Genomic DNA, 23771 nt, shown 5'->3' with positions numbered 1-23771 from the left:
GGTCAATTCACCACGTATATTCCCTCCCCAACACTAGAATTATCCCCAATTCCTTAGTCTTAGTTCTCAAGTACTGGGCAATCTCATTAGGTAAAGTCTCCACTGCAAGAACAGCAGCGTACAACTTCCTCCCAGTTAACTTCTCAGCGGCCTTAATATTCAGTATCAGCTTCTCAATCTCCCTATCAGCATCCTCAATGGAAGTCAACTTAACAGTAGCCTCACCAACCACCAATGGATCATAGCATAACGCATCCACCTCCCTTGACCCATCAACTGGTAAAGTCACGTTAACCCTAACATCACAATTAAAACCCTTAGCCCTAAGCCACTCCCTTATCCAACTGGCAGTGTAGTATTCGTACAAGCCACCAAGCGAATCCCTTATCTCCATTAATGCATTCGTAATCCACTTGTTAAACTTAAACTGCTCCTCCCAACGCTTCTCCTCCAACTCCACAAATGCATTAAAGTCCCTCCTTAATGCCTTTAATTCCTCTTCATGCCTTTGTTCCACTTCTCTTAACGCCTTTATTTCTTGCCATATTTTATTATTCTCCTCTTTTATTGCTTTGATCTCTTCCCATATTTTATTATTCTCTTCCCTTAATGCCTTTAATTCCTCCTCATGCCTCTGCTCTGTTTCTCTTATTGCCTTAACCTCCTCCCAAAGCTTATTCTCACCCTCCCTCAATGCCTTCAACTCCTCCAGTACCTTATCCTGCTTACTTAATGAGTCCTTAAGTATATTAAGCATTGAGTTAATGACATTAACAACACCACCAACAATCTCAGTAAGCCTATCAATAGAAGCCTTAACATCACTAATACCAAGCTTAGCAGCAACAGCAAGCCTAAACTCCTCATCCTCATCCAAAGCCCTCAAAAACCTCCTCACCTCCTCAGGACTAAGACCCATCCCAACCAAAAAAACAAAACTAAACTAAATAAACCTTACGCAACCCAAGATTATTCCTGGTGGGGGTAAAGCTTAAAAACTCTAGGTAGGATACCATAGGTTAGAGGTGATTTTCAATTCCAAGCCACGGCAGCCTTACCAAGGCAGGTAAAGTTAGGAGCCAGACACCTAAGATTCCCGCCAAGCCTAGGAGGAGTCCTGTTCCTAGGTTAAGGAATTGGCGTAATTATAGGCGTAGAGTGCTTTTTGCTGAACGCAGCCAGAGTCAGGGAGTTAGTGGTTAATTTTTGATGATGTTTTTTGAGAGGTGTGATTGGTGATCGACGGGCTATTGGCTGATTTTGATTTATTACTAGTTGTTTCGTTGGTTGTTATCTTGATGTAAACATTTATAAGTGTGGGTTTGTTACTCACGTGGTAGTAATGGAAGAAAAGGATGATAGTGGGAGTAAGGTTAAACTTGTGGAGGATCTTCTTAGAATTGTTAATGATGAGGTTAGGGGTTCTTTTCAAGGTATTGTGAGGGATTTATCCGGTGCCTTTACCTTGTTTAAGGATACTTACGGTTTTAATACTAGTTATGTTGATTTAAGTGAAGGTGGATTAATTGTTCTTGAGTCCGTTTGCTCCCAGTCTAAGGGTACTGGTAATGAGTCTCTCAACCCATTAATCAGGTTTATTGGGCTTAATCCCAGTGAGGGCTCCACTTACCCATTTACTGTTAGTTTAGGCTTACTCTGCATGCCTTCCCAGGAGTCGGTGAGTTACCAGGGGGAGGGGCCTGGTGTTGAGGATGGTGCCCTATACTTCGTCTCTGGGTTCAGTGAGGCTGGCGTGGTGGGTGACTTGAAGCTTTACTGCGCCAGGAGGGTTATTGTTAAGCCAGGTAACTTAACCAGTGGGGTTAATGTTAATGGTGAGGATTTGGTTAAGGAGGCGGCTAAGGCTTGTAGGGAGTTTAGGGAGAGTCACAGTGACTTAGTTAAATCATTCAGTGAATCCTTCGGCCTTGAGCCAGCTGAGGTTGTGGAGATTGATGAGGGCTCAGTGGGTGTTGACCTACCGCTTAGCCTAAGCCTAATGGAGCCTGTTAAGGCCTTGGCCAGTAGGCTTAAGTCAGCTGTATCCGAGGAGGCCCCATCATTAATGCTCCTAGGCCTCCAATGCACTGGAGGGGAGGGGGAGGATTACGTGTTGAATGCCAGTGAGGATGGTGTATTAGTGATTGGTAAGAGGCAGAGTAATGGGTGTTTAAGGTACTTCATGGTTAAGTGAATTATGGTATCATTCACTCAACCAAAGGTAAGGTTCAAATGCACGCTTTGCGGTGAATGCTGTAGGAGGTATTGGATAACCGTGACTTTGGATGATTTGGTTGAAATATTCATTAATACTAAGCTTAAGCCAAGTCAAGTAACAGCCCTATACAACGCTAATGTTGCCGGGGACTGGCAATCACCTAGGATTAGGCTTAAGGATGGGCAGTATTACCTAGTGCTTAGGAAGAGGATTGATGGTTCATGCATATTCAATGAATGGAGGGATGGTAAAATGATATGTAGTATAAACTCCTTCAAACCATTAACATGCAGATTTTACCCATTCATATACCACTGGAGTGGGGAGGTACTGCACTTTGAGCTTTATGATAAGGCTGTGGGCTACTGCCCTGGGGTGGGTAATGGATCCATTGTTGACTTAACTAAGGAGAGTGAGTACGCTGTTGGGTCTAAGGCTGCTAAGGAGAGGTTCAGGGCCTTCGTTAATCATTGGAACACCATGGTTAATGGAGGGTTAGTTAACGGTGATGTGGGAACCTTCATGAATTACCTGGACTGCGCAGTGGAGTCATTCATTAACCCCCAGGACTCATGCATCAGTGAATTCAAGTTGAGTGGGTTACTGGGTGAGTGGGGTGTTTTAAGCAGGACAGTGGGGGTTACGTGAATGAAACCCCTTACGCATGATTCTACTTCTTATCCATTAGCCTCAGGTTGAGTTTCCTTAATTCACCCAGGACCTCGTCAATGAACTTCTCGTAGAGTGGCCACTTATCCTCCCCAATCCTCCTCCTTATAATATCCATAACCATGCTGTAGTTCTTGTACTTCTCATTCAATTCCCTCCAGGGAATCCCCCTTAAACCCTCACTAAGCTCCTTACTGAAGCTTAGTAAGCCAAGCATCATGAGTACCGCCATTATTGGGTAACCCACGTAACCCCTATAGACTGTCCCATTATCATTACTGTAAACCAACCCCTTAGCCTCATCAAGGTACACTGTGTAGCTCCTTGACCCGTCACTGGACACAATAACGTAATGATCCCCCTCCCTCCTAACCCTCCCATCGGCAATAGCTGAAAGAGCCTCCAGCACCTTAATCCTAGGAGGCAGCCTAAGCCTCTTCTCCATAATACACCTAGTGAGGTGCAAGCTAATAAACGTTTATGGTGAATGTGAGGAAACGCTTATAAGCACCAGGGGAATTAAGTCAATAGCCCCCCAGCCCCTTCCTAAGGGCGGCCTGCCGCGCGGGTGGTGCGTTCTCCATTAATGATGAGACGGGGACGGTAAAGGACTTGGTGATTAGAATTCCACGCACTGACTTTCATTAAGTTAATCAAAAATGTATTAATTTTTACAATGAAGGGCTTTAACCTTACCTAAGCAGTATTAGTGCCACAAAGCCGTAGAGGGCTATGGTCTCCACGAAGGCTAGGACCAGGAAGAATATTAAGAGGTCCCTCTTCTCAATTGATGCTGAGGCTATGGCTGCGCCTGCAATACCCATACCAATTCCTGCACCACCCGCCGCTAGACCGAAGGCTAACCCTGCCCCTAGGTAATTATATGATTGACCCGTGGCCTGCGCATTCAACACCGGTAGCGTTGACATTAAGATCATTAGTGCTACTGCAACCCACTTGTTCATATGGATCAAATAGCCGTTAGCGTATACGCTTTTAAGCATTAACGTCACTTAACTACAATGCAGGAGTCAATAATAGTTATTAGGGCTAAGGGTGAGGAAGGCATTAGGGGGGAGGGTGTTATTGAAGTTCCCGTGCTTAAGCCTATTCCTGATCAAAATGCCTTAAGGAGACTGGAGGAATTATGCTCAAGGAGGTGGGATGTAGTGGTCTTCATGAGTACGGTTGCCGTTGAGTACACTTACAGTGTGGTCAAGGATCCATGCTGGGTCAGGTGCATGGCGGTTGGCCCATCCACGGCGGCGGCAGTGAGGAGGCTCTATAATAATGAATGCTTGATACCAAGTGAGTACTCAAGCATGGGCTTACTGAGAATGCTCAGGGGCTTTAATGGAAGCATACTGGTGATTAGGTCAATGGAGTACAGTAATAGTCTATTTAATGAATTAGGTGGGGTAACTGAGATTGGGTTATATAGGCTTAGTGTTAATGAGGATGAGTTAAGTAAACTTAAGGCGCTGATTAATGAAAGGGAGGCTGCAGGATCCCCCTATGCATTAATTATCACAAGCCCAAGGGTTGCACGTGAAGTTAGCGGTATCTTACTTAACTTAAGGCGAGCTCTAATTGTGGCAATAGGACCTACCACGGCTAAGGAATTAAGCATGCTTAATATTCCTCACAGTATTGCTAAGGTTTACACAATAGATGGTGCAGTTAATGAGGCTAAGCATGCATTAAGTGGAGGTGGGGATCGAATTTAAACAGGATTAAGGTACTTACCCCCATTTATACTTAATAGGCGCGAAACGATTATACGCCGTTAAAGTTAGGCGTTACGCATGCCGTTGGATTATTCCCAAAGACCACTCCTAGTCTTCTGGGAGACCACTAAGGCATGCCCATTAAGCTGCAGGCACTGTAGGGCTAATGCAATATTAAAGCCACTACCCGGTGAATTAAGCACGGATGAGGGTAAGAGGCTTATTGAGCAATTACCTGAATTCGGTAAACCAACCCCAGTATTAATATTGACTGGTGGTGACCCATTAATGAGGGAGGACATATTTGAGTTAATTGACTACGCTAAATCATTGAATGTACCGGTAGCTGTATCACCAACGGTTTCTGAGAAGTTGCTTAGTGATAATGTTATTGATGAGTTGAGGAGGGTGAGTTCAGTTTCAGTGAGTCTTGATGGTGCGTCACCGACTACTCATGAGTACATTAGGAATAGGAATGGTGTATTTGAGTTAACGTTAAAGGCAATATCAAGTCTCCTTAAGGCTGGGGTTAAGGTTCAAGTTAACACAACGTTCATGAAGCTTAACGTGCATGAATTACCGTTAATAGTTAAGGTGCTTAAGGACCTAGGAGTCTACACCTGGGAGGTGTTCTTCCTAATACACGTGGGTAGGGGTATTGAGCTTGAGGCATTAACACCAGAGGAGACTGAGGATGTGGTTAATGTACTCTACGATGTATCTAAGTACGGCTTCACAGTGAGGACTGTTGAGGCCCCATTTTATAGGAGAGTTGTACTGCATAGGTACGCCTTTGAGAATAATGAAATTAACATAAAGCCAAACCTTGGTCCATTATACAGGCAATTATATGAGGGTTTGATTAAAGTCATGGGGAATGAACCACCTAAACTCACTAAGAGACCTATGGTTGCTAGGACTAGGGATGGGGATGGGATAATATTCGTAGCCTACAATGGTGACGTATCACCAAGCGGTTTCCTACCAATTAAACTGGGTAATGTTAAGGAGGAGAGCTTGGTTAAGATATATAGAGAGAACCCAGTACTGTTGAGGATAAGGAGGGGGGAGTATGGTGGTAGGTGTGGTTTATGCGAGTTCCGCTTCATATGCGGGGGCTCTAGGGCTAGGGCCTACGCTGAGTATGGGGATCCATTAGCCGAGGACCCAGCGTGCGTTTACAGTCCTGGTACCATTAGGCTTCCTGAATCAACACTAAGCCCTTAAAGGCTAATGAAGAATTCATGCGGGTATTGAGTTAACGCAATGCTTATTAAAGAGGGGGAATTGCTAATCTAGGTGATGAATCAGAGTTACAATGAGTAAATGATAACACGGCGTTTCAACTGATTCCAATGCCCTCCCCTTATTCTGAGGAATATCATTTCCTAACCCTTGACTTAGCTTAATTATACACTTAATTAAATTGGGTTAATTAATTAAAGGGGTTTAATGGATATAATCTCAATGTAATCCCCAGGCCGTATACCATACTTTTCCCTAAGCTCCTTAGGTATTGTGAATTGCCTTGAGTCAGTATGCCTGGTTCTAAGTAACCTAGCGCCCTCAATGGTTTCAGTAACACCATTGAACCTAAACGTAATGTTGACGTACCTTAAATTAACTATATCAAGTGCCCTAACTAGGCTAGCTGGGATCAGTACTTGAAAATTCGAATACACCTTAACCCTATATGGTAATTCAGTAACCAGGAACCCCACGGCCCCCCTCCTACGCATGATTATTGGCTAGCGCGCGAAATTAAAAACACTAACCCTTAAAACCACCAATGAAAGGAGGCCGTGACAGTATTCTCATTACCTTTACTGGAGGCAAAAGAGTAATTAAACCCCAGTAAGGCTAAGTGGAGTGCCTATACTTAATGAGAGTCTACTTAGGACTAGGATATTCATAGGTAGGGGGTTTAGGAGGAGTAGGTGCCCGTACTGCGGCCACCACTACTGGACGCTTAATCCGAGTCAAGATAATTGCGGTGACCAACCCTGCACACCATACGGCTTCATAGGTAACCCACCGGGAACATATAGGCCTGAGTCAATTAAGGATGTTAGGGAACGTTTCCTATCATTCTTCGAGAAGAGGGGGCACACTAGGGTGGCTAGGTATCCTGTGGTTGCCAGGTGGAGGAATGACGTTTACCTAGTCGGCGCCTCAATATATGACTTCCAGCCCTGGGTCACTGAGGGCGTAGTACCACCGCCGGCTAACCCACTTACAATATCTCAACCAAGTATAAGGCTTACTGACGTGGATAAGGTTGGTAGAAGTGGTAGGCATTTAACTGGTTTTGAAATGATGGCTCACCACGCCTTCAACTTCCCCGGTAAGGAGATTTACTGGATTAATGAGACAGTGGAGTATGCTCACGAATTCTTCACAAGGGAACTGGGTTTCAGGGATGATGAGGTGACTTATAAGGAGAACATATGGGAGGGTGGAGGCAATGCCGGTGAATCCTTCGAAGTCCTGGTTAGAGGACTTGAATTAGCTACATTAGTCTTCATGCACTATAGGGTGATTGGGGATGAGTATAGGGAAATGCCCATTAGGATCGTGGACACTGGTTACGGTCTTGAAAGAATATACTGGGTTTTAACAGGTAAGCCAACGATTTATGAGGCTGTATTCGAGGGTTTCCTCAATAAGGCTAGGCAACTCCTCGGTTTACCTAAGCCTGATGAGAAGGTTCTTGCCTCATTAGCCATACACATGGGTCAACTTGATCCTGAGGTCCTGGCGCTTGATAAAGCCTACGTTGAGGTGGCTAAGAGGATAGGGATTGATTCAAGCGAGTTAATTAACTTCATTAAGCCTCAGGAGGCGTTATACGTGCTTGCTGATCATTCAAGGACAGTGTCCTGGATGATTAATGATGGTGTAATACCATCCAACTCAGGTGTAGGGTACTTGGCCAGGTTACTCATAAGGAGGATGCTTAAGTACATGCATGTTATCGGTGCCCAAGTTCCATTAACTGAAATCTTCAACACGCATCTCAATTACCTAATTAATGATTACCCCGAGTTAAAGGAGAGCATGCAGTTAATACTAGACTTGGTTGATTTAGAGGAGGCTAAGTATAAGTCCGCTATTAGTCAATTACCTAAATTAATAAGCAGAATTAAGGGTGAATTAACTATTAATGACCTCATAAACCTATACGACTCCCACGGCATACCCCCTGAGGTTGTTAGGGATGAGGCAGCTAAGAGGGGGGTGAAGGTTAATGTTCCAGATAACTTCTATGAAATGCTAGCTGCCAGGCATCAGAAGCCAGCTAAGGGTGAGGAGGGTAATAGGCTTGATGTAACAGCGGATGATGTAATAGACCTACCACCCACTAGGGAATTATTCTATGAGGATACCTACGCATTTGAGGGTAAGGCTAAGGTGTTGAAGGTTATTAAAGGTAAGTACATTGTACTTGACTCAACAATATTCTACCCAGAGGGTGGTGGTCAACCAGCCGATAGAGGTGTGTTGAGGTTTAATGGCGTTGAGGCTAAGGTTGTGGACGTGCAGAGGGTTGGGCCAGTGATAGTGCATGTGATTGATGGACCAACCCCAGGGGTTGGTGATGTGGTTGAGATGAGGATTGACTCGGAAAGGAGGCTTGGCTTAATGAGAATGCACACTGGTACCCATATACTGCTTCAAAGCATAAGAAGGGTTCTGGGTAAGCATGTTTGGCAGGCAGGTGCTCAGAAGGATATACCGTTAAGTAGGCTTGATGTAACCCACTATAGGTTACCGACCCCAGATGAGGTTAAGAGGATTGAGGAGTTAGCCAATGAAGTGGTTTTAAGCGACCTACCGGTTAAGGCTGAGTTAATGCCGAGGAATGAGGCTGAGGCTAAGTACGGCTTCATAATATACCAAGGCGGCGTGGTACCGGGTGGTGAGGTTAGGATTGTTAAGGTGGGTGAAGGTAATGATACGTATGATGTTGAGGCATGTGGAGGCACTCACCTGGATAGGACAAGTAGGATTGGTTTAATTAAGATTGTTAAGGTTGATAAGATACAGGAGGGCGTAATTAGGTTCATCTTCACCACGGGAAAGTACGCGCTTGACTATGTTAGGAACCTGGAGGGTAAGCTTGATTCAGCAGCCAGTAAACTGAGGGTTGGTAGGGATGAGGTTGATGAGGCGGTGGATAGGTTAATTAAGGAGCTTAATAATGCTGAGGAGAGGAGTAGGGTATTGGCTAGAAAGGCTATTGAGGCTGATTTAGCAAACATAGTGAAGTCAATGATCACGGTGAGTGGATTCAAGGTTGCTGTATATTATGAGGATTACTGGGTTAGGGATTACCTGCAGGAATTAGCCAGTAAGTACCCAGGGGACGTATTGGTATTAATCCATGGTAATGAATACCAAGTATACACTAATGGTAAGGTTAAGGCCATTGATGTGGCTAAGGTGTTGAATGAATTAGGAGGGAAGGGTGGTGGCAGTGGTACATTTGCGCAGGGGGTTTTCAACAACCCAGTTAAGCAGGATGACGTGGTTAACACCATTAAGCGTAAGTTAACTTTAACTCAATAATACATTAAGTAACCCCTAATACCCTTCATGTACTCGCTAATGCCCTCATCAATAATACTCAACGCTTCATCAAGCTTCCCACCCATTAATAATTCCCTAACACCCCGTCTACCCACCAGGTAATCGAAGTGGTATACACCGTCATGTTCAAGGAACTTAAACTCCCTGGGGTGAATTCTGCTTAGTAAATAAATTAATGTAAACGCCAGTTTAACAGGCCTCAGGGACTCCCTATCCTTCACTGTTATTTCAACACCCCTGCATTCCTCACCATTATACTTAACCCCAGTTCCCAATGGCCTATACTCAATTGGGGTTAAATCCACGCCCCTTAATCCTAATTGAGAAGCCTCATCAATTAACTTAACGTTATTTAGCCAAGGTGCACCAATAACCCTAAAGGGTTCATCAGTCCCCCTACCTTCATTAACGTTAGTGCCCTCGAATAAGCCAATGCCAGGATACATTAATGCACTGTTTAAATCAACAATAGCCGGGGACGGCTTCACCCACGGTAAACCAGTCTCATCAAACCACATCCCCCTCCTCCAGTCATCAAGTTTAATAACCTCAACCTCCGCCTTAAGGTTAGCCTCATTATTAAATAACATGGCTAATTCACCCGCGGTTAAACCATACCTAATTGGTATACTCCAAATACCCACGAAGGACCTTAACGCAGCCTCAAGTATAGGACCCTCAACCACCGTGCCGGTTAATGGATTGGGGTTATCAAGTACAATAACCTTAACACCAGCCTCACCAGCGGCCTCAAGGGTATAGTAGAGTGTGGATATGTATGTGTAGAATCTGACGCCAACATCCTGAATACTGTAGATTACTGCGTTAAGTTCCTTAAGGATGTTTACTGGTGGTTTACGCCTGGGTCCATATAGGCTATACACTGGAATACCCTTATATGATTCATCACTGTAGGATTCACCTGCAGGTAAAAGACCCCTTAACCCATGCTCAGGTGTGAAGATTGCCTCAACTTTAACACCGTTTTCAATCAATAAGTCTATTAAATGCCCCCTACCTGGGTAGTAGCCACTGTGGTTTGTTACTACACCCACTTTCCTGTCTCTTAAATCATTCACGTAACCATCATCAATGAATACCTGAACCCCATTCCTAACAACCGCCCTCATTTAATCTTCACCAATTACTACAAATACCTCACGATCTGCCTATACTTGCTTAATAAGGATTCATTACGCTCCCTACCACCTGGTACGTTAACGCTAACCCAGACCTCGGGTTCAATACCCCTCCTCCTTAATTCACTCATTATCGTTAATTCAAGGCTATGTAGTATAAATGCGTTTACTATAGTTGATACTGCGGCAACCCTAGTGCCCTCAATCTCCAATGCAGCCTCCCCTGGCGGTACCTTATTATCAATGGTGACGTCAGCCAGCTCGAAAAGTCTCTTACCAAGTGGGTTATCTGGTTGAAGACTCCTTGAGTAGTTGATTGACGTTAATGCAATAACCCTTAACCCCCTCCTCTTAGCCTCGTAGGCCATTTCCACGGGTGCGGCATTTTTACCTGAATTAGACACTATGATCATTACTGAGTTTGGTACTATTCTCTGTGAATTAAGGAGATTACTTGCGTAGCCGGGTAGCCTCTCAAGGCTACTTGAGAGGGACATGCCGTTTAACCCAAGTAGATTCGGGTCAAGTATCGGGTAAATTGACGCTAATCCCCCTGACCTATAGAATACCTCAAGCACCATTAACATTGAGTGACCGGTACCGAAGACGTAAATTAACCCACCCTTACTTAATGAATCGACGCATAGGTCCGCGGCTGACTTAATGTTACTCCACTGGTCCTTTAAAACATCGTCAATTAACCTCACCACGGTAGCCTTATACTCATTAACGTAATCCAAGCCCCCACTCATAACTATGCTTAAGCATTAAGGTAATTAAGCATTAGCTTATTTTAATGAATATTAATGCTATACGCTACAGGAATGCTTTAAAAATAATGAAATAGTAATTCAAGTGAGGTATGGTAAGGGTTTTAGTGGCTGGTCATAGTGGATTAGATAAGCATAGGTGGATTAACGCATTAAACAGTTACATGGGTAATAGGGTTGGTAAAGTCTTAACCCTGGACTTCGACTCAATGTTATCTGAATCAATGCCGTACTTCCTTGATAGTTACCTTGAGAAGCAGAGGAATAAGTGGTATGAGACCGTTAACCAAATCCTAAGCCGCATTGAGAAGGAGCAGCCTGACCACGTTATAATCAGTATGCATTTAACGTACTTCCGGCATAACACGTATTGGAGCCTTATTGACGCTAATGCCCTTAAGGAGTTTAAGTTCGACATGATACTAACACTCATTGATGACGCCTACTCAGTGTGGAATAGGATAACCAGTAGGGAATCTAAGGAGAGGCATGGGGTTTACATTAGGTTGAGGGATGTGTTTGTTTGGAGGACGGTGGAGATAATGATGGCTGACATGTTGGCCACCGTCCTTGGGGTGAGGAATTACGTTATGGCTATTAAGCACCCTGTGGAAACCTTCTACAAGATAATATTCACTAAGCTACCTAAAGCCTACTTATCCCACCCAATAAGCCACGTGAGGGGTGATGGTAAGGCTGTGGGTGAGATTAATGAATTCGCCAAGAGGCTTAGGGAAATTGTAGTGCTTTTTGAACCAACTACAATTGATGAATTAATAATAGAGAGGAATTGGTTAAGTGAACATAGGGCAGTGATCAATAAGGAGGACAGGTGGCCCACGGATAACGATGACAGTGATTACCCAATTAAGCTTAAGGAGGATGAGATTATTGAGGTATCTTCAAGGAATCCAGTAACCAAGAGGAGTCTTATTCAGGATCAAATAATGAGGAGGGACTTTAGGTACATTGAGCAGTCTGACATGGTTATAGCCTATAGGCCCAGGTACGGTGGTACATTAAGCAGGGGGGTGTTTTCTGAAGTAACCATTGCTGTTAACATGGGTAAGCCCGTCTACGTCTACTGGCCCCTTGAGGATGGTGATATTGCTGAAAACCCATTTGAATACGTGCACGAGTACTTCGATAACGTGGATGAGTTACTGAGCTTCCTTAGAAGGCAGGTGTCGGCGAATGGGTCATGAATCATTAATAAGCAAGAGAGCCATTAGGGTTCTCGGTATAGCTGAGAGCTTCAAGCTAACGCACCCTAAGTCAATATTAACTGGGGTTGTAATGAGGAGTGACTTCATAATTGATGGTGTAGTGAACTCGTACTCCACGGTGGGCGGTATGGATGTTACTGACTCAATAATAAGTATGTTTAAGGAGTTGAATAGACCGGATGTACACGCTGTAATGATTGATGGGTGCATAATATCCTTCTATAATATTGTCGACATAGATAGGCTTCATGAGGAATTAGGCTTACCAGCAATGTGCCTAGCCTTCAGTAGGAATAGGGGTAATCCAAGGGCAGCCATAGTTAAATTATTCAAGGATTATGAGACTAGGTTAAGTGTATTGAGTAAGATTGGGGAACCAGAGTTGGTTAACACTAAGTACGGCCCAATCTGGGTTAGGTACAGGGGTTTAAGCTACAGTGAGGCTAGGGTTCTTATAACTAAGTATCAGAGGGATGGAAGGAGGCCGGAACCCCTTAGGGTTAGTAGATTAATATCCGCCTCAATCTTCAAGAGTATTTACGGTAATTAACCCTTTACCAACCTATTAACTAGGTCCACCACTGAGCCTAATAATTCATTAACCCTACTCATACTGAGTGCCTCCGAGTAGATCCTGATTAATGGTTCAGTTCCACTACCCCTAATTAACACCCATGACTTATCCCTGTAAACAGCCTTAAACCCATCAATCTCCACGAAACCCGTTAATTCACCCATTGAGGTTAATTGCCTCCTTAACTCAGGCTTAATCCTATTAACAAGGGTCTTGGCATCATTAGCCTTAATATCAATCCTCCTGAAGTGGCGTTCACCATACCTACTGGTTAATTCACCGTATATGCTTGATACCCCACCAGTACCCTCTATGCAGGCCCCCATTACTCCACTGTATATGCCGTCCTTCTCAGGAATATGCCAGGAGTAGGCTAATCCACCACTCTCCTCACCCCCAATGTCAGCCTCACCCCTATTAATAGCATCAACAATGTACTTTATGCCCACAGGTGTCTCGGTGACTTTAATATTGAGGTCAAGGGCAATGTCATCAATCAGATGCGTTGTAGCCACTGTCCTAGCCACACCTCTCTTAACCATCCCCATTCCCCAAAGGGCCCTTAGGAAAACAGGTATTATCCTATTCGCATCCAAGTAGCCTAAACCCTTAACAACCATGGCTACCCTATCACTGTCACCATCATGGGCTATAGCCATATCATACTTACCGCTTAGGACTGCGTCAATATCGTCCTTAATTTGATCATACTCAGGGTTAGGTAACTTACCCTTAAAGTCAGGGTCCTGTTCACTATTAACCTCCACTGCATCGAAGCCGAGGCCCTTAAGTATACTGGCAGTATACCCAACCGCAGCACCATGTATTGGGTCAACAAGCACCTTAAGTTTCCTAGGCTTAAACCTGCTTGAGAACCATGAAACCAGGTACTCAACGTAACCATCCCTAACGTTAATTGATGGAATTTGAGTATACTCAATATCCCTAACGCTTCTTAAAACATCATCATACTCACTGTTAATCACCTCCTCTATGCCGTTAGTGTCCTCAGGCTTAGCCGGTGCGCCGTCACCACCTATTACCTTGACTCCATTATACATTGGTGGATTATGACTTGCCGTTACTTGAAAGGCTAAGTCATACCTATACTTCAACACAGCCCATGAAACAACAGGGGTGGGTGTGGGTGAGGAGACTATGTTAGCATCAACCCCATGCTCCCTAGCCACTGAGGCTATTATAACTGCGAAATCCCTTGACATTCGTCTAGTGTCATGACTCACTAAAACCCTTGATACGCCATGCCTCCTACCCCAGTACCTTAACGTTGCCTCAGCTATTACCGCAACAACTAAGTCAGTTATAGACTCACCAACAATACCCCTAACACCATCAGTACCGAATTTCACAGTTACCCTATCCACCTGCGGTTTAGGCGTAAGTAGTTAAAAATATTATTCAAATGTGGTGCTTCAAGTTAATTACTGTTGACTTGAACCCCCACTGGCTTGTTTCCTCAACCTCTCAATTAGCTTCCTCTGCCTCTCCCTAATCCTCCTAATCCTTCTACCCTCCCTATACTCCTTACCAACCACCCAGGCGTAATCTGGGTCATTCCTAATTGCTGGGTGACTTGGATCAATCATAACAACCTCAAACCACTTATACATGGCATCCTCACCAACCCAGTATGACCCAAGAACCTCCAGGTTACTGAACCTCCTAGCCGCCCTCTGCTCGGCAACCACCTGTAGGTTAGTGGATAATGCAACACCATAAACCCCCATTCTCTTAGGTCTCCTACCAGTATTAGGCCTACGCCTATTAAATGGACCCCTCCTCACCCTAACCCTCACCACCACCACACCCTGCTTAGCCTTATACCCGTACTTCCTAGCCTTATCAATCCTTGTTGGTTTATCAACCCTAAGTATTGCAGGTTCCCTACGCCACTTAATTAACCTAGCCTTAATCACCTGCCTCAACGGATCCTCATACGGTTTCTTCCAAATATCAGCAACATAGCGTAACGTACCCATACGCCCCTCTTAACCCAACCCCCTATTAAAATATTCCGTAAACATTAATGAACCTAATGCAGCTTCCGCAGCGGTACACAGTATTAGGGATCTAAATGCTTAATAGCATTAGGGGTTAAGGCTAAGTATGATAACCCTGGAGAATAATAACATTAGACTCATTATCCATGAAGCCTCAGGTACAGTAGTTGAGCTACTTGATAAGCGTAGTAATGCTCAACACTTGCTGGCCAGGAAGCCTGAGCTGGAGCTCATGGAGCCAGGTATGGGGATACTGGAGATTGAACCATTCATTAAGAGTAGAAGGAGCATAGTTAATTTAAGCGATGACTCAGTAACATTGAGGGTTGAGGAGGAGGGTAGGGTTTTAATTAAGGAGGTGAAGTTAATGAGGCAAGGCGCCTTAATCACAATTAAGGCCACTGGGGTGAGTAGGGTTAGGGAATTAATCCACGTGGCCTGCGGTAACGGTGGCTACTGGGGTGAGGCATTGGGTGCAATGTATAATTGCAGGTATTTCGTGAAATTCGGCTTCACTGAACCACCCAACAGCTTCTCCTCAGTGGGCCTTAAACCACCAGTCTCCGGCTTCAGGTTTAGTAAACACTCGTACAGTGATAGGTATTTCCCTGAGCTTAAGTGGATTGCCTTCATTAATGAGGGTAGGCTCACCGGCTTACTGGTTAAGTGCCTATCACCCTGTTACGGTATTGTTGAGGATCAATTCTTCAACACTGAGCTTAACCTAGTGGCTAATGGTGAGGGTGAGGTGAGCCTAAAGTATGAGTTAACGCTGTTTAACGGGTTAAGTAGGGTTGATTACGTTGATGATGAGTTAATAATAGGGATTAACTCACCCAGTGTAGTTAAGCCTGGGGACACTATTAATGGTTCATTGAGCGTCTACTCGTTAACGGGCAGTGGAGGCTTCAGTATTAATGGTTACGTTAAGTTGGTTAAATCAATGCCAACACTAGGCAGGAGGGGTTATGATGTTGATAGGGTTAGGGTTGGTGAATCAAGACTTGGGTTAACCCTGGAGCATGATACTATTAATCTCAAGCCTGGTGAAGTATCAACAGTAGGATTCACCACAGAGCCCATGAGGTGGAGCATGGAGGACACCCTATACGAGGTGCCTTACCTTGAGTTTAACATTAATGGGAAGGTGGCTTCAAGGGCATTCTCAATTAACCCAGATTACGCAGCGGCCCTTAATGCATTAGGGAGAAGGAATCCCGGGTTGGTGAATCATGTTGGTGATTGGAGTGATGAGGTTGAGGGATTCTATGATGATAAGTCAGCCTCAATACCCATATATGAGTTGGCTGCTGAGGATTTCTCAACATCCCGTAGGCTAATTAAGGTGAGGCAATTACCTGAGTGGGCTGTCCGGGTTCTTAAGGAGTATTTAAGCGGTGATGTTAAGGTTTACCCAGCGATATTCCTTGACTTAAGTAAGGCTACTAGGGATGGTTACGTTACCTCAGCCTTAGCCGACATGATTCTTAAATCAGCCTCAAGCCACGTATTCCTAGGTTCACCGATTAATGATGCCTTAAAGGGTTTAGAAATGGTGGCTTCAGCGTATGAGAGGGGTGAGTTAATTCACTGGTTTAATGGTATTCACGGTGGAGCTGGTTCAGCAGGCATGCTTCAATTAATCCTAGCCTACGACTTAATTGAGGATGAGCTCCCTGAGGAATTGAAAACTAGGTTAAAGCTAATGTTCAGGTGGGCTCAGGGTGAATTAATTAAATTAACCAACGCCTGGGCTGGTAATTGGGAATTAACGGAAGCTTTAGCATTACTGGCTATTTCAAGTAAATTCAACTTCAATAACTCTAAACTAGGGCTCATTAAGGCTGAATCAGTGTTAAGGAGCACGTTGAATTACTTCCTTAATGATGGTGGTTGGCTTGAGGAGTCAGCGGGATACCATAATGCAGTATTAAACATGGTTACCTGGGGGGCTGAGTTACTTAGGCTTAATGGGATTGACCTATACTCAATTACGAGTAATGGTGAACCAGTGATTAAGAAGGCTGCGTACTGGCTTTGGAATGTACTCGACCCACGCTACAGGACACCGGCCCTTGAGGATAGTGGCGATGATATACCTAACCCAGACCCATTCATAGTGGGTGGGGTTAGGTATAATGACCCAGTGCTCCTTAAAGTTGGTTTAAGGCTTATGGAACTTGGCTCAAGGCCAACATCACTATTCAGCGCATTAGCCTTAGCCGACGGCCATGATTTAATTAAATCCCCCATTGAACCCAGGCATGAACAAGTCACTGTGCTTGATGACTCAGGTAGATTCATAGTAAGGAGTAGTGATGAACCTAACGCAACCTACTTCATACTTGACTACGGCCCTCACGGTGCATGGCATGGTCACCCAGATAAGTTAAGCTTCGAACTACACTCAAACGGGGAACCACTCATTGTTGACGCTGGTTCAGGTGGATACTACTCTGATCTTCACTGGAAGTGGAGTAGGAGGAGCATAGCTCACAATACTGTGACCCTGGAGGATAAGGATCAATTAGAGACTAGGGGGAGGTTAGTGAGGTATTGGGTTAATGGTAATGACGTCTACGCGGTGTTTGAGGCTAATACATACCCAGGTGTTAATCATAAGAGGGGGGTGGTTGCCTTAGGTAAATTAATATACGTGGTATTAGACAAGATTAATGGGGTAGGTAAATTCAGATGGAGTATACACTGCATGGGTGATGTAGTCTACATGAGGAAGAACAGTATTGCATTAACCACAGGGAGCACTGATTACGTTATCGCATTACCAAAGACACCTGAGGTGACGTATGGGTGGAGAGGCCATAGTATTAGAACCGTGTACATGTATTACGAGGATTACAGTGATGGTGAGTTAACCATGTGGGGCATTATCATACCCTTCAAGGCTGAAGTAAGCTTTAACGGTAGTGAAGTAGTCATAAGTAATGGGGGCCTTAACTATATAGTGAGACCGCTTGAGCTCTATAATTCATTATTCAATAACTTATATTGAACTTAAACTATTTTTACTCACCTAATGCTATTTTGAGAAAAGTTTTAATAATAAAGCAATCACTTACCTGACCGCAGTATGCCGTTGTTGAGTATTAGGAATCTGAACGTGGAGTATAGGTTACCTGACTTGAAGATTGCCGTTAAGGCCCTTAAGGGGGTTAACATTGATGTTAATAAGGGTGATATTGTTGGAGTTGTTGGGGAGAGTGGTTCAGGTAAGTCAACACTTGCCTTAGCTATAATGCGCATGCTTAAGCCGCCGGCCATAATTAGGAGCGGCAGCATTTACTTTAATGGCGTTGATTTACTGGCGCTTAGTGAACATGAGTTTAACTCTAAGTATAGGTGGGTTAAGGTGTCGATGGTTCCTCAAGCAAGCCAAAACATATTTAACCCAACCATGAGGATTAAGGATCATTTCCTTGATACCGCTAAGGCACATGGCATAACTAATGAGAACGAGGTACTGAAGAAGGCTAGTGAAATGCTTGAATTCACTAAACTTAATCCAGCCAGGGTCTTTAACCTATATCCACATCAATTATCAGGAGGTATGAAGCAGAGGGTTGCCATATCCCTGGCATTATTCCTAAACCCAGAGTTGGTTATTATGGATGAACCCACGGCTGCCTTAGATGTGGTTACTCAAATGGATATCCTTAACCTAGTTAAGTCAATTAACGAGAAGTTAGGCACAACAATAATCTTCATTACACATGACATATCTATAATACCTGTAATAGCTTCATCAGTGGTTGTGCTATATAATGGTGAAGTCATGGAGGTGGGGCCAATGGAGGATATTATAATTGATCCAAAGCACCCGTACACTAAGGCCCTGGTTCAATCAACACCATCATTATCCTCAAGCGCTGATGAGGTTAAGCCAATACCAGGTGAGCCTCCTAATCCACTTGAGGATATTCAAGGTTGCCCATTCTGGCCCCGTTGCCCATACGTAATGGATGTGTGTAAAACTGATAAACCCGGTGAGTATAATGTTAATGGAAGAATAGTGAGGTGTTACCTGTATGAGAAGTAACGAGTACCTTATTGAGCTAAGGGATGTATGCGTCTACTTCACTGAGAGGGTTGGCCTACTGGGTAAGAGGATTACTAAGGCGCTTGACCACGTTAACTTAAAGGTAAGTGATGGTGATGTAATTGCAGTGGTTGGTGAGAGTGGTGCAGGTAAAACAACAATGGGTAGGGTTATCCTTGGCCTCCAGAAACCAACCAGTGGAGTCGCCTTATTCAGGGGTAAGGACATTTACTCACTGAGGGGTAGGGATTTTGAGGAGTTTAGGAGGAGTGTTCAATGGGTTCCCCAGGACCCATACTCAAGCCTTGACCCGTCGTTAACCATTGGTGAACAATTAATGGCCCCCATAAGGAAGTGGAACCCTAAAATTGACGCATCAGCAAGGGCCCAGGAATTACTTAGGCTAGTTGGTTTAATTCCCCCCTCATTCTACATGAATAAGTACCCTCATCAATTATCAGGTGGTCAAAGGCAGAGAATAGCCATAGCTAGGTCACTGGCCTCTAATCCAAAGCTCATTATTGCTGATGAGCCAGTCACAATGATTGACTCCTCACTGAGGATAGGCTTCATAAACACTTTCATTGATTTAATGCGTGTTGTTAACTTAAGCCTAATATTCATAACGCATGATATTGCATTAGCCAGAATACTGCTATTAAAGTCAGGTAAAGGTAGGGTGGTGATACTTAAGGATGGGAGGATAGTGGAGGAGGGTGATATAAATGAAATAATAAGTAACCCTAAGGATGAGTACACTAAGATACTGATAAATGCGGCACCAGACTTAAAGAAGTGGCTTAAGGCATATGAGAAACAGTGAACGTTAAGTTTCTCATTAATGATAAATAATAATTATTTTTCACAATGGCGATTAAGCTAAGGGTCGGTTCAGGGAGAAAATATTAAAGAGCAGTGGGGTAAACCCCAACACATGCCTAAGGAGGTTTTCCTAGTGGATCTGTGGAGGAGGTATGCGGATAATGCGGAGGAGATTAGGGTTAAGAAGAATGGTAACGTTGTTAAATTGAAGGCTAGGACAAAGGCCAGCCTAGTCACCATTAAGTTACCTGAGGATGTAGCCACTAAGCTTATTGAGGAGTATAGGAGTAAGGGTAAGAGAGTAGTAGAGTTCTAGCTATATTTAAAATTAATGACACATGTTAACCATGGTTTAGTTAAGGAAGCATGCTTTTAAACATGGTTAAGGACCCTTAAGTGAATGGAGGGTTTAACAAGGGATGACGTGTTTAAGGCCTTATCATTAGTTACAGTTAATGAGAGGGAATTCCTAGGTAGGTGGGTTTTCACTAATAATGCATCAGTGTTTGAGGGTTTAGTGGCTGTTATGCTTACGCAAAACACCAGTGATAAAGTGGCCACTAGGGTTTATGAGAGGCTCAAGGAGAGGCTCGGTTCAATAACACCCAACACTATATTAAGCTTAAGTAAAAGTGAGTTGGAGAATATATTGAGGCCCATTGGCTCCTTTAGGCAAAGGGCCAGGAGGCTGATTGAATTAGCCAATACTGTTAATGAGAAATACAACGGCTCACTGGAGTTCATTAGGGGTATGGGTACTGATGAGGCTAGGAGAACACTCATGAACCTGCCTGGTGTTGGACCTAAAACAGCCGACGTGGTTCTACTTAATTTAGGTAAACCCGTTTTCCCAGTGGATACTCACATAATGAGGATTAGTCATAGGTTAGGTGTAATGGGTGGTTATGAGAAGGTTAGCGCCTTCTGGATTAAGTTACTGAAGCCTAATGAGTACTTAATGGTTCACCTTGGTTTAATAGCCTTCGGTAGGGCAATATGTAGGAGTAGAAGGCCATTATGTGAACATTGCCCCCTTAGGGTTAAGTGCAAGTATTACTTAAGTATTAGCAAATCCAATCAACCACATGGTTAATGTAACGTAATTTATTTAAATCATTATGAGTCACCGAGTATAATGCCCATAAAGCCTGTTTACGTGGTGCTTGGATTAAGCCTACTATCGATACTCCTCTCAACCATAGCTATGGTGCATAGTTACCTAGGTATAAATGAATTATTCATGAAGCTTGAACACTCAACATACTCAAGTAAACTAGTGTATGAGCTCGTCGGTATAGCCATACTTGACATAGCTACCTTCACTGCATCAGTATTCGTGGTTAAGGAAAGTTTCCTGGATGTTGCAACATCAATATACGTACATGAGGAGGTTATGGCAAGGATGAGGAGGGTTATGGCGTTTATGGGTATTGCGTTCTCATCAATATCAATAATCATGGTGTTGATAGCCATAGCCTCAGTGATTTAGGATCAGCAACCTAATGCCACGCCTACTACTGTGAATATGCGTTATCCCAGCTTCAACACCATTGAGTACTGTTATTACCTTGAAGATAATGCCGCAGCCCATTAATCCTCTATGTGCATAAGGCTAGTTTAAATAAAGGAAATCACATGCCGATAATTAACTAAACTCATTATGGCTTAAGCCTCCTCATATCCCTTGGGAAAGGTAACGCATCCCTTATGTGATCTAAACCGCAAATCCACATAACCAACCTATCAACCCCAAGGCCGAAGCCAGCGTGCGGTACTGAACCGTATTTCCTTAAATCAATGTACCATTGGTAATCCTCAGGGTTTAGGTTAAATCTCTTAATCTTATTAATTAACTCATCATAATCGTATATACGTTCACCACCACCCACTACCTCACCATAACCCTCCGGTGCTAAAACATCAACACTCAGGGTTGTGGATGGTTTACTTGGGTCATTCCTATGGTAGAACGCCTTAACGTTCTCTGGGAAGTGGTGGAGGTGGATTGGTTGAGTAAACTCAAGAGTTAATACCCTCTCCTCATCGGCACCAATATCATCCCCCCACTTTAAGTTAAACCCCTTCTTATTGAGGATGTTGATGGCCTCATCGTAAGGTACCCTGGGGAATGGTGGCTTAACATTCTCAAGGGGCTCGGTTTTCCTACCCAGTAGGCTTAAGTCCTCTAGGTTTGATTCAAGAACTCTCTTAACAATGTGGCTTATTAAATTCTCAGTGACTGTGAACATGTCTTCAAGCCCCGCCCAAGCAACCTCAGCCTCAGCATGCCAGAACTCGGTTAAGTGCCTACGGGTTCTTGACTTCTCAGCCCTGAAGCTTGGGGCGATGGTGTAGACCTTCTCCAGTGAGAATATGAGGGCCTCAAGGTAGAATTGGGAGGACTGGGTTAAGTAAGCCTTCTCACCGAAGTAATTAACCTCGAAGAGTGTTGAACCACCCTCCACGGCTGATGTTATGAACATTGGGGCTTGAACCTCATAGTAGCCATTACTCCTAAACCACTCATGTATAGCCCCAAATATTGTGCTCCTAATCTTCAACACAGCCTGCATTCTCCTGCTCCTAACCCATAGGTGCCTCATGTCCAGTAAGTACTCTGAATCAGCCTTGGCTGCATCCTCATTTATCGGGAATTGCCAACCCACAAAGCTCCACGGTATGTCAGTGACCTGTATCTCGAAACCACCTGGTGCCCTAGGCTCCTTCCTAACATACCCTGTCGCAATTAGTGATGACTCTATGTTAAGTTGCTCAGCCTTCTTAAAAACAGACTCATTATCCCTACTCACCACAGCCTGTATTACTCCAGTTGAATCCCTGATAACTATGAATATTTTACCCCCCGTCACCCTCTTCCTATACACCCAACCCCTCACATTAACTAAACTCCCTTCCCCAGCCTTTGCAACATCCTTAACGTATGTGAAGCCCTGCATACTCCTATAGCTACCTTAATAAGTGTTTTAATTCTTTAACTGAATCAGCTAGGATTAGTTAGGTTAATGTATTTACGTTAATAATGGGGGTTTAAGAATCCTCAACCAGTAGTACTGCCTTCAAGTTTCTTAAGAAATCATCAATAGTGTTCCAGACTGATAAAGTAACTTTAGGGTCAGTGACCACTGCTGATACAGTGTAGTTGATTTCATCGTTAATGCAGTTAATACTTGTTTTAATCCCTTCAGGTAACCCTACTTCATCAACCTTAAGGGCCTTAAGAATGTTCAAACAATCGCTGGTTCTTACCTTAACATTAACTATTAATTCCTGCCGCATACTCAGCCACCACTTGGGCAACCTCCTTAACACTCTCCACGGGTATTTCCGGCGTTGGGTTAGCCTCAGTGACTTTACCATCAATCACTGTTAATTCGGCGAAATGTAGATTAAGCCTCCTCAGTAATTCACCGTACTTACTATGCTTAATAGTTGCAAACACCCTAGACTCCTCACCGGTGAGCTTAACTAGGATTGATGCTGAGGCTAGGGGGTTCTTCAAGTAATGCCTATACTCGAGGATGCTTCTAGCACCCTCAACAGTATCCACAAAGCCCCCTAAGCCGAGGGACCAGGCAGTATTGAAGTAGTAGGGGCCATTAGTGAACGCTGACTTAACCGCTGAATCCCCAGCAACCATTAGGAAATCCAGCCCCTGCTCCTTAAGTAACTTAGTTACTGATAAGGCGTTAATTATCCCTGCAGCTGAGTTAATGCTTTTACCAATGGTTAATGCTATTGATAACGCTGTGTAGGGGTTCATGGATGTTAACACTGTTAAATCATACTCATTAACCGCACTTAATGCAAGTGGCTCATTACTTATATTCATGTACTTAACCTGATGACCCATGCTTACTAACTCATCAGTAAGCTTACTTATACTGTATCTACTTGAGTCACTTAATATGAGGAGCTTAGCCACACAACCCGTTTAAAA

Annotated in this window: 25 protein-coding genes; 14 read left to right on the top strand and 11 right to left on the bottom strand. The window is 43.9% G+C overall.

What is annotated here, in order from left to right; genetic code table 11:
- Positions 1-7 precede the first annotated feature (7 nt).
- A complete protein-coding gene (locus CMAQ_RS09810) occupies positions 8-919 on the bottom strand; it encodes a hypothetical protein (RefSeq protein WP_012186943.1) in 912 nt (303 codons plus the stop codon).
- Positions 920-1035: 116 nt separating this feature from the next.
- Between CMAQ_RS09810 and CMAQ_RS10605 the strand changes: the two genes are divergently transcribed.
- From CMAQ_RS10605 to CMAQ_RS09800, 3 genes are all read left to right on the top strand, one after another.
- On the top strand, positions 1036-1203 hold the full coding sequence (locus CMAQ_RS10605; RefSeq protein WP_012186942.1) for a 30S ribosomal protein S30e: 168 nt from the start codon (positions 1036-1038) through the stop codon (positions 1201-1203).
- A gap of 139 nt (positions 1204-1342) precedes the next feature.
- Complete coding sequence (locus CMAQ_RS09805) at positions 1343-2194, top strand: hypothetical protein (protein WP_156769898.1); 852 nt, start codon at positions 1343-1345, stop codon at positions 2192-2194.
- A 3-nt stretch (positions 2195-2197) separates the two neighbouring features.
- Entirely contained in the window at positions 2198-2866 is a 669-nt protein-coding gene (locus CMAQ_RS09800; protein ID WP_012186940.1) for a YkgJ family cysteine cluster protein, read from the top strand.
- 22 nt (positions 2867-2888) lie between these two features.
- On the opposite strand, the gene CMAQ_RS09795 is transcribed toward CMAQ_RS09800, so the two are convergent.
- Both CMAQ_RS09795 and CMAQ_RS09790 read right to left on the bottom strand, forming a co-directional pair.
- Positions 2889-3332 carry a hypothetical protein gene (locus CMAQ_RS09795; protein WP_012186939.1) on the bottom strand — a complete coding sequence of 148 codons (444 nt, stop codon included), beginning with the start codon at positions 3330-3332 and terminating at the stop codon, positions 2889-2891.
- A 247-nt stretch (positions 3333-3579) separates the two neighbouring features.
- Positions 3580-3852 carry a hypothetical protein gene (locus tag CMAQ_RS09790; RefSeq protein WP_048062813.1) on the bottom strand — a complete coding sequence of 91 codons (273 nt, stop codon included), beginning with the start codon at positions 3850-3852 and terminating at the stop codon, positions 3580-3582.
- Between the two features lie 57 nt (positions 3853-3909).
- Here CMAQ_RS09790 and CMAQ_RS09785 point away from each other — a divergent pair, with 57 nt between their 5' ends.
- Together CMAQ_RS09785 and CMAQ_RS09780 are read left to right on the top strand one after the other, a co-directional pair.
- A complete protein-coding gene (locus CMAQ_RS09785; RefSeq protein ID WP_012186937.1) occupies positions 3910-4614 on the top strand; it encodes a uroporphyrinogen-III synthase in 705 nt (234 codons plus the stop codon).
- Between the two features lie 78 nt (positions 4615-4692).
- On the top strand, positions 4693-5841 hold the full coding sequence (locus tag CMAQ_RS09780) for a TIGR04053 family radical SAM/SPASM domain-containing protein (RefSeq protein WP_012186936.1): 1149 nt from the start codon (positions 4693-4695) through the stop codon (positions 5839-5841).
- A gap of 212 nt (positions 5842-6053) precedes the next feature.
- Here CMAQ_RS09780 and CMAQ_RS09775 read toward each other — a convergent pair whose 3' ends face one another.
- Entirely contained in the window at positions 6054-6353 is a 300-nt protein-coding gene (locus CMAQ_RS09775) for an AbrB/MazE/SpoVT family DNA-binding domain-containing protein (protein WP_012186935.1), read from the bottom strand.
- Between the two features lie 130 nt (positions 6354-6483).
- Here CMAQ_RS09775 and alaS point away from each other — a divergent pair, with 130 nt between their 5' ends.
- The gene (gene alaS / locus CMAQ_RS09770; protein ID WP_012186934.1) at positions 6484-9183 is read left to right on the top strand and encodes an alanine--tRNA ligase; all 2700 of its coding nucleotides are present in this window, start codon (positions 6484-6486) and stop codon (positions 9181-9183) included.
- Here alaS and CMAQ_RS09765 read toward each other — a convergent pair.
- Positions 9177-10334, bottom strand: a complete 1158-nt coding sequence (locus CMAQ_RS09765; RefSeq protein ID WP_012186933.1) for an exo-beta-N-acetylmuramidase NamZ family protein — start codon at positions 10332-10334, stop codon at positions 9177-9179. The two genes, alaS and CMAQ_RS09765, sit on opposite strands and share 7 nt — an antisense overlap.
- 17 nt (positions 10335-10351) lie before the next feature.
- Positions 10352-11095 (bottom strand): SIS domain-containing protein, encoded by a 744-nt coding sequence (locus CMAQ_RS09760; protein WP_012186932.1) that lies wholly within the window; start codon positions 11093-11095, stop codon positions 10352-10354.
- A 110-nt stretch (positions 11096-11205) separates the two neighbouring features.
- Between CMAQ_RS09760 and CMAQ_RS09755 the strand changes: the two genes are divergently transcribed.
- Complete coding sequence (locus tag CMAQ_RS09755) at positions 11206-12318, top strand: hypothetical protein (RefSeq protein WP_012186931.1); 1113 nt, start codon at positions 11206-11208, stop codon at positions 12316-12318.
- Positions 12308-12889: an endonuclease dU gene (locus CMAQ_RS09750; protein ID WP_012186930.1), complete on the top strand. Its 582-nt coding sequence runs from the start codon at positions 12308-12310 to the stop codon at positions 12887-12889. The genes CMAQ_RS09755 and CMAQ_RS09750 overlap by 11 nt, the downstream gene beginning before the upstream one ends.
- Here CMAQ_RS09750 and CMAQ_RS09745 read toward each other — a convergent pair.
- Together CMAQ_RS09745 and CMAQ_RS09740 are read right to left on the bottom strand one after the other, a co-directional pair.
- On the bottom strand, positions 12886-14298 hold the full coding sequence (locus CMAQ_RS09745) for a phosphoglucomutase/phosphomannomutase family protein (RefSeq protein WP_156769897.1): 1413 nt from the start codon (positions 14296-14298) through the stop codon (positions 12886-12888). The genes CMAQ_RS09750 and CMAQ_RS09745 overlap by 4 nt on opposite strands.
- A 57-nt stretch (positions 14299-14355) precedes the next feature.
- Positions 14356-14913 carry a 50S ribosomal protein L15e gene (locus tag CMAQ_RS09740; protein ID WP_012186928.1) on the bottom strand — a complete coding sequence of 186 codons (558 nt, stop codon included), beginning with the start codon at positions 14911-14913 and terminating at the stop codon, positions 14356-14358.
- A 127-nt stretch (positions 14914-15040) separates the two neighbouring features.
- Between CMAQ_RS09740 and CMAQ_RS09735 the strand changes: the two genes are divergently transcribed.
- From CMAQ_RS09735 to CMAQ_RS09710, 6 genes are all read left to right on the top strand, one after another.
- Positions 15041-17947 (top strand): heparinase II/III domain-containing protein, encoded by a 2907-nt coding sequence (locus tag CMAQ_RS09735; RefSeq protein ID WP_012186927.1) that lies wholly within the window; start codon positions 15041-15043, stop codon positions 17945-17947.
- Between the two features lie 78 nt (positions 17948-18025).
- The gene (locus CMAQ_RS09730; protein WP_012186926.1) at positions 18026-18991 is read left to right on the top strand and encodes an ABC transporter ATP-binding protein; all 966 of its coding nucleotides are present in this window, start codon (positions 18026-18028) and stop codon (positions 18989-18991) included.
- Positions 18981-19814: an ABC transporter ATP-binding protein gene (locus tag CMAQ_RS09725; protein ID WP_012186925.1), complete on the top strand. Its 834-nt coding sequence runs from the start codon at positions 18981-18983 to the stop codon at positions 19812-19814. Before CMAQ_RS09730 ends, CMAQ_RS09725 begins: the two co-directional genes overlap by 11 nt.
- Before the next feature lie 111 nt (positions 19815-19925).
- A complete protein-coding gene (locus tag CMAQ_RS09720; RefSeq protein WP_012186924.1) occupies positions 19926-20129 on the top strand; it encodes a hypothetical protein in 204 nt (67 codons plus the stop codon).
- A gap of 84 nt (positions 20130-20213) precedes the next feature.
- Positions 20214-20906 (top strand): endonuclease III domain-containing protein, encoded by a 693-nt coding sequence (locus CMAQ_RS09715; protein ID WP_012186923.1) that lies wholly within the window; start codon positions 20214-20216, stop codon positions 20904-20906.
- A 42-nt stretch (positions 20907-20948) separates the two neighbouring features.
- The gene (locus CMAQ_RS09710; protein ID WP_012186922.1) at positions 20949-21302 is read left to right on the top strand and encodes a hypothetical protein; all 354 of its coding nucleotides are present in this window, start codon (positions 20949-20951) and stop codon (positions 21300-21302) included.
- Positions 21303-21471: 169 nt separating this feature from the next.
- Here CMAQ_RS09710 and asnS read toward each other — a convergent pair whose 3' ends face one another.
- From asnS to CMAQ_RS09695, 3 genes are all read right to left on the bottom strand, one after another.
- Positions 21472-22770: an asparagine--tRNA ligase gene (gene asnS, locus CMAQ_RS09705; RefSeq protein WP_012186921.1), complete on the bottom strand. Its 1299-nt coding sequence runs from the start codon at positions 22768-22770 to the stop codon at positions 21472-21474.
- Positions 22771-22861: 91 nt separating this feature from the next.
- Entirely contained in the window at positions 22862-23110 is a 249-nt protein-coding gene (locus tag CMAQ_RS09700; protein ID WP_012186920.1) for a KEOPS complex subunit Pcc1, read from the bottom strand.
- The gene (locus CMAQ_RS09695; protein WP_012186919.1) at positions 23088-23756 is read right to left on the bottom strand and encodes a hypothetical protein; all 669 of its coding nucleotides are present in this window, start codon (positions 23754-23756) and stop codon (positions 23088-23090) included. The genes CMAQ_RS09700 and CMAQ_RS09695 overlap by 23 nt, the downstream gene beginning before the upstream one ends.
- Positions 23757-23771 lie beyond the last annotated feature (15 nt).

Source organism: Caldivirga maquilingensis IC-167 (assembly GCF_000018305.1).
GTDB lineage: Archaea > Thermoproteota > Thermoprotei > Thermoproteales > Thermocladiaceae > Caldivirga > Caldivirga maquilingensis.
This window is presented reverse-complemented; position numbering and strand designations above follow the sequence as displayed.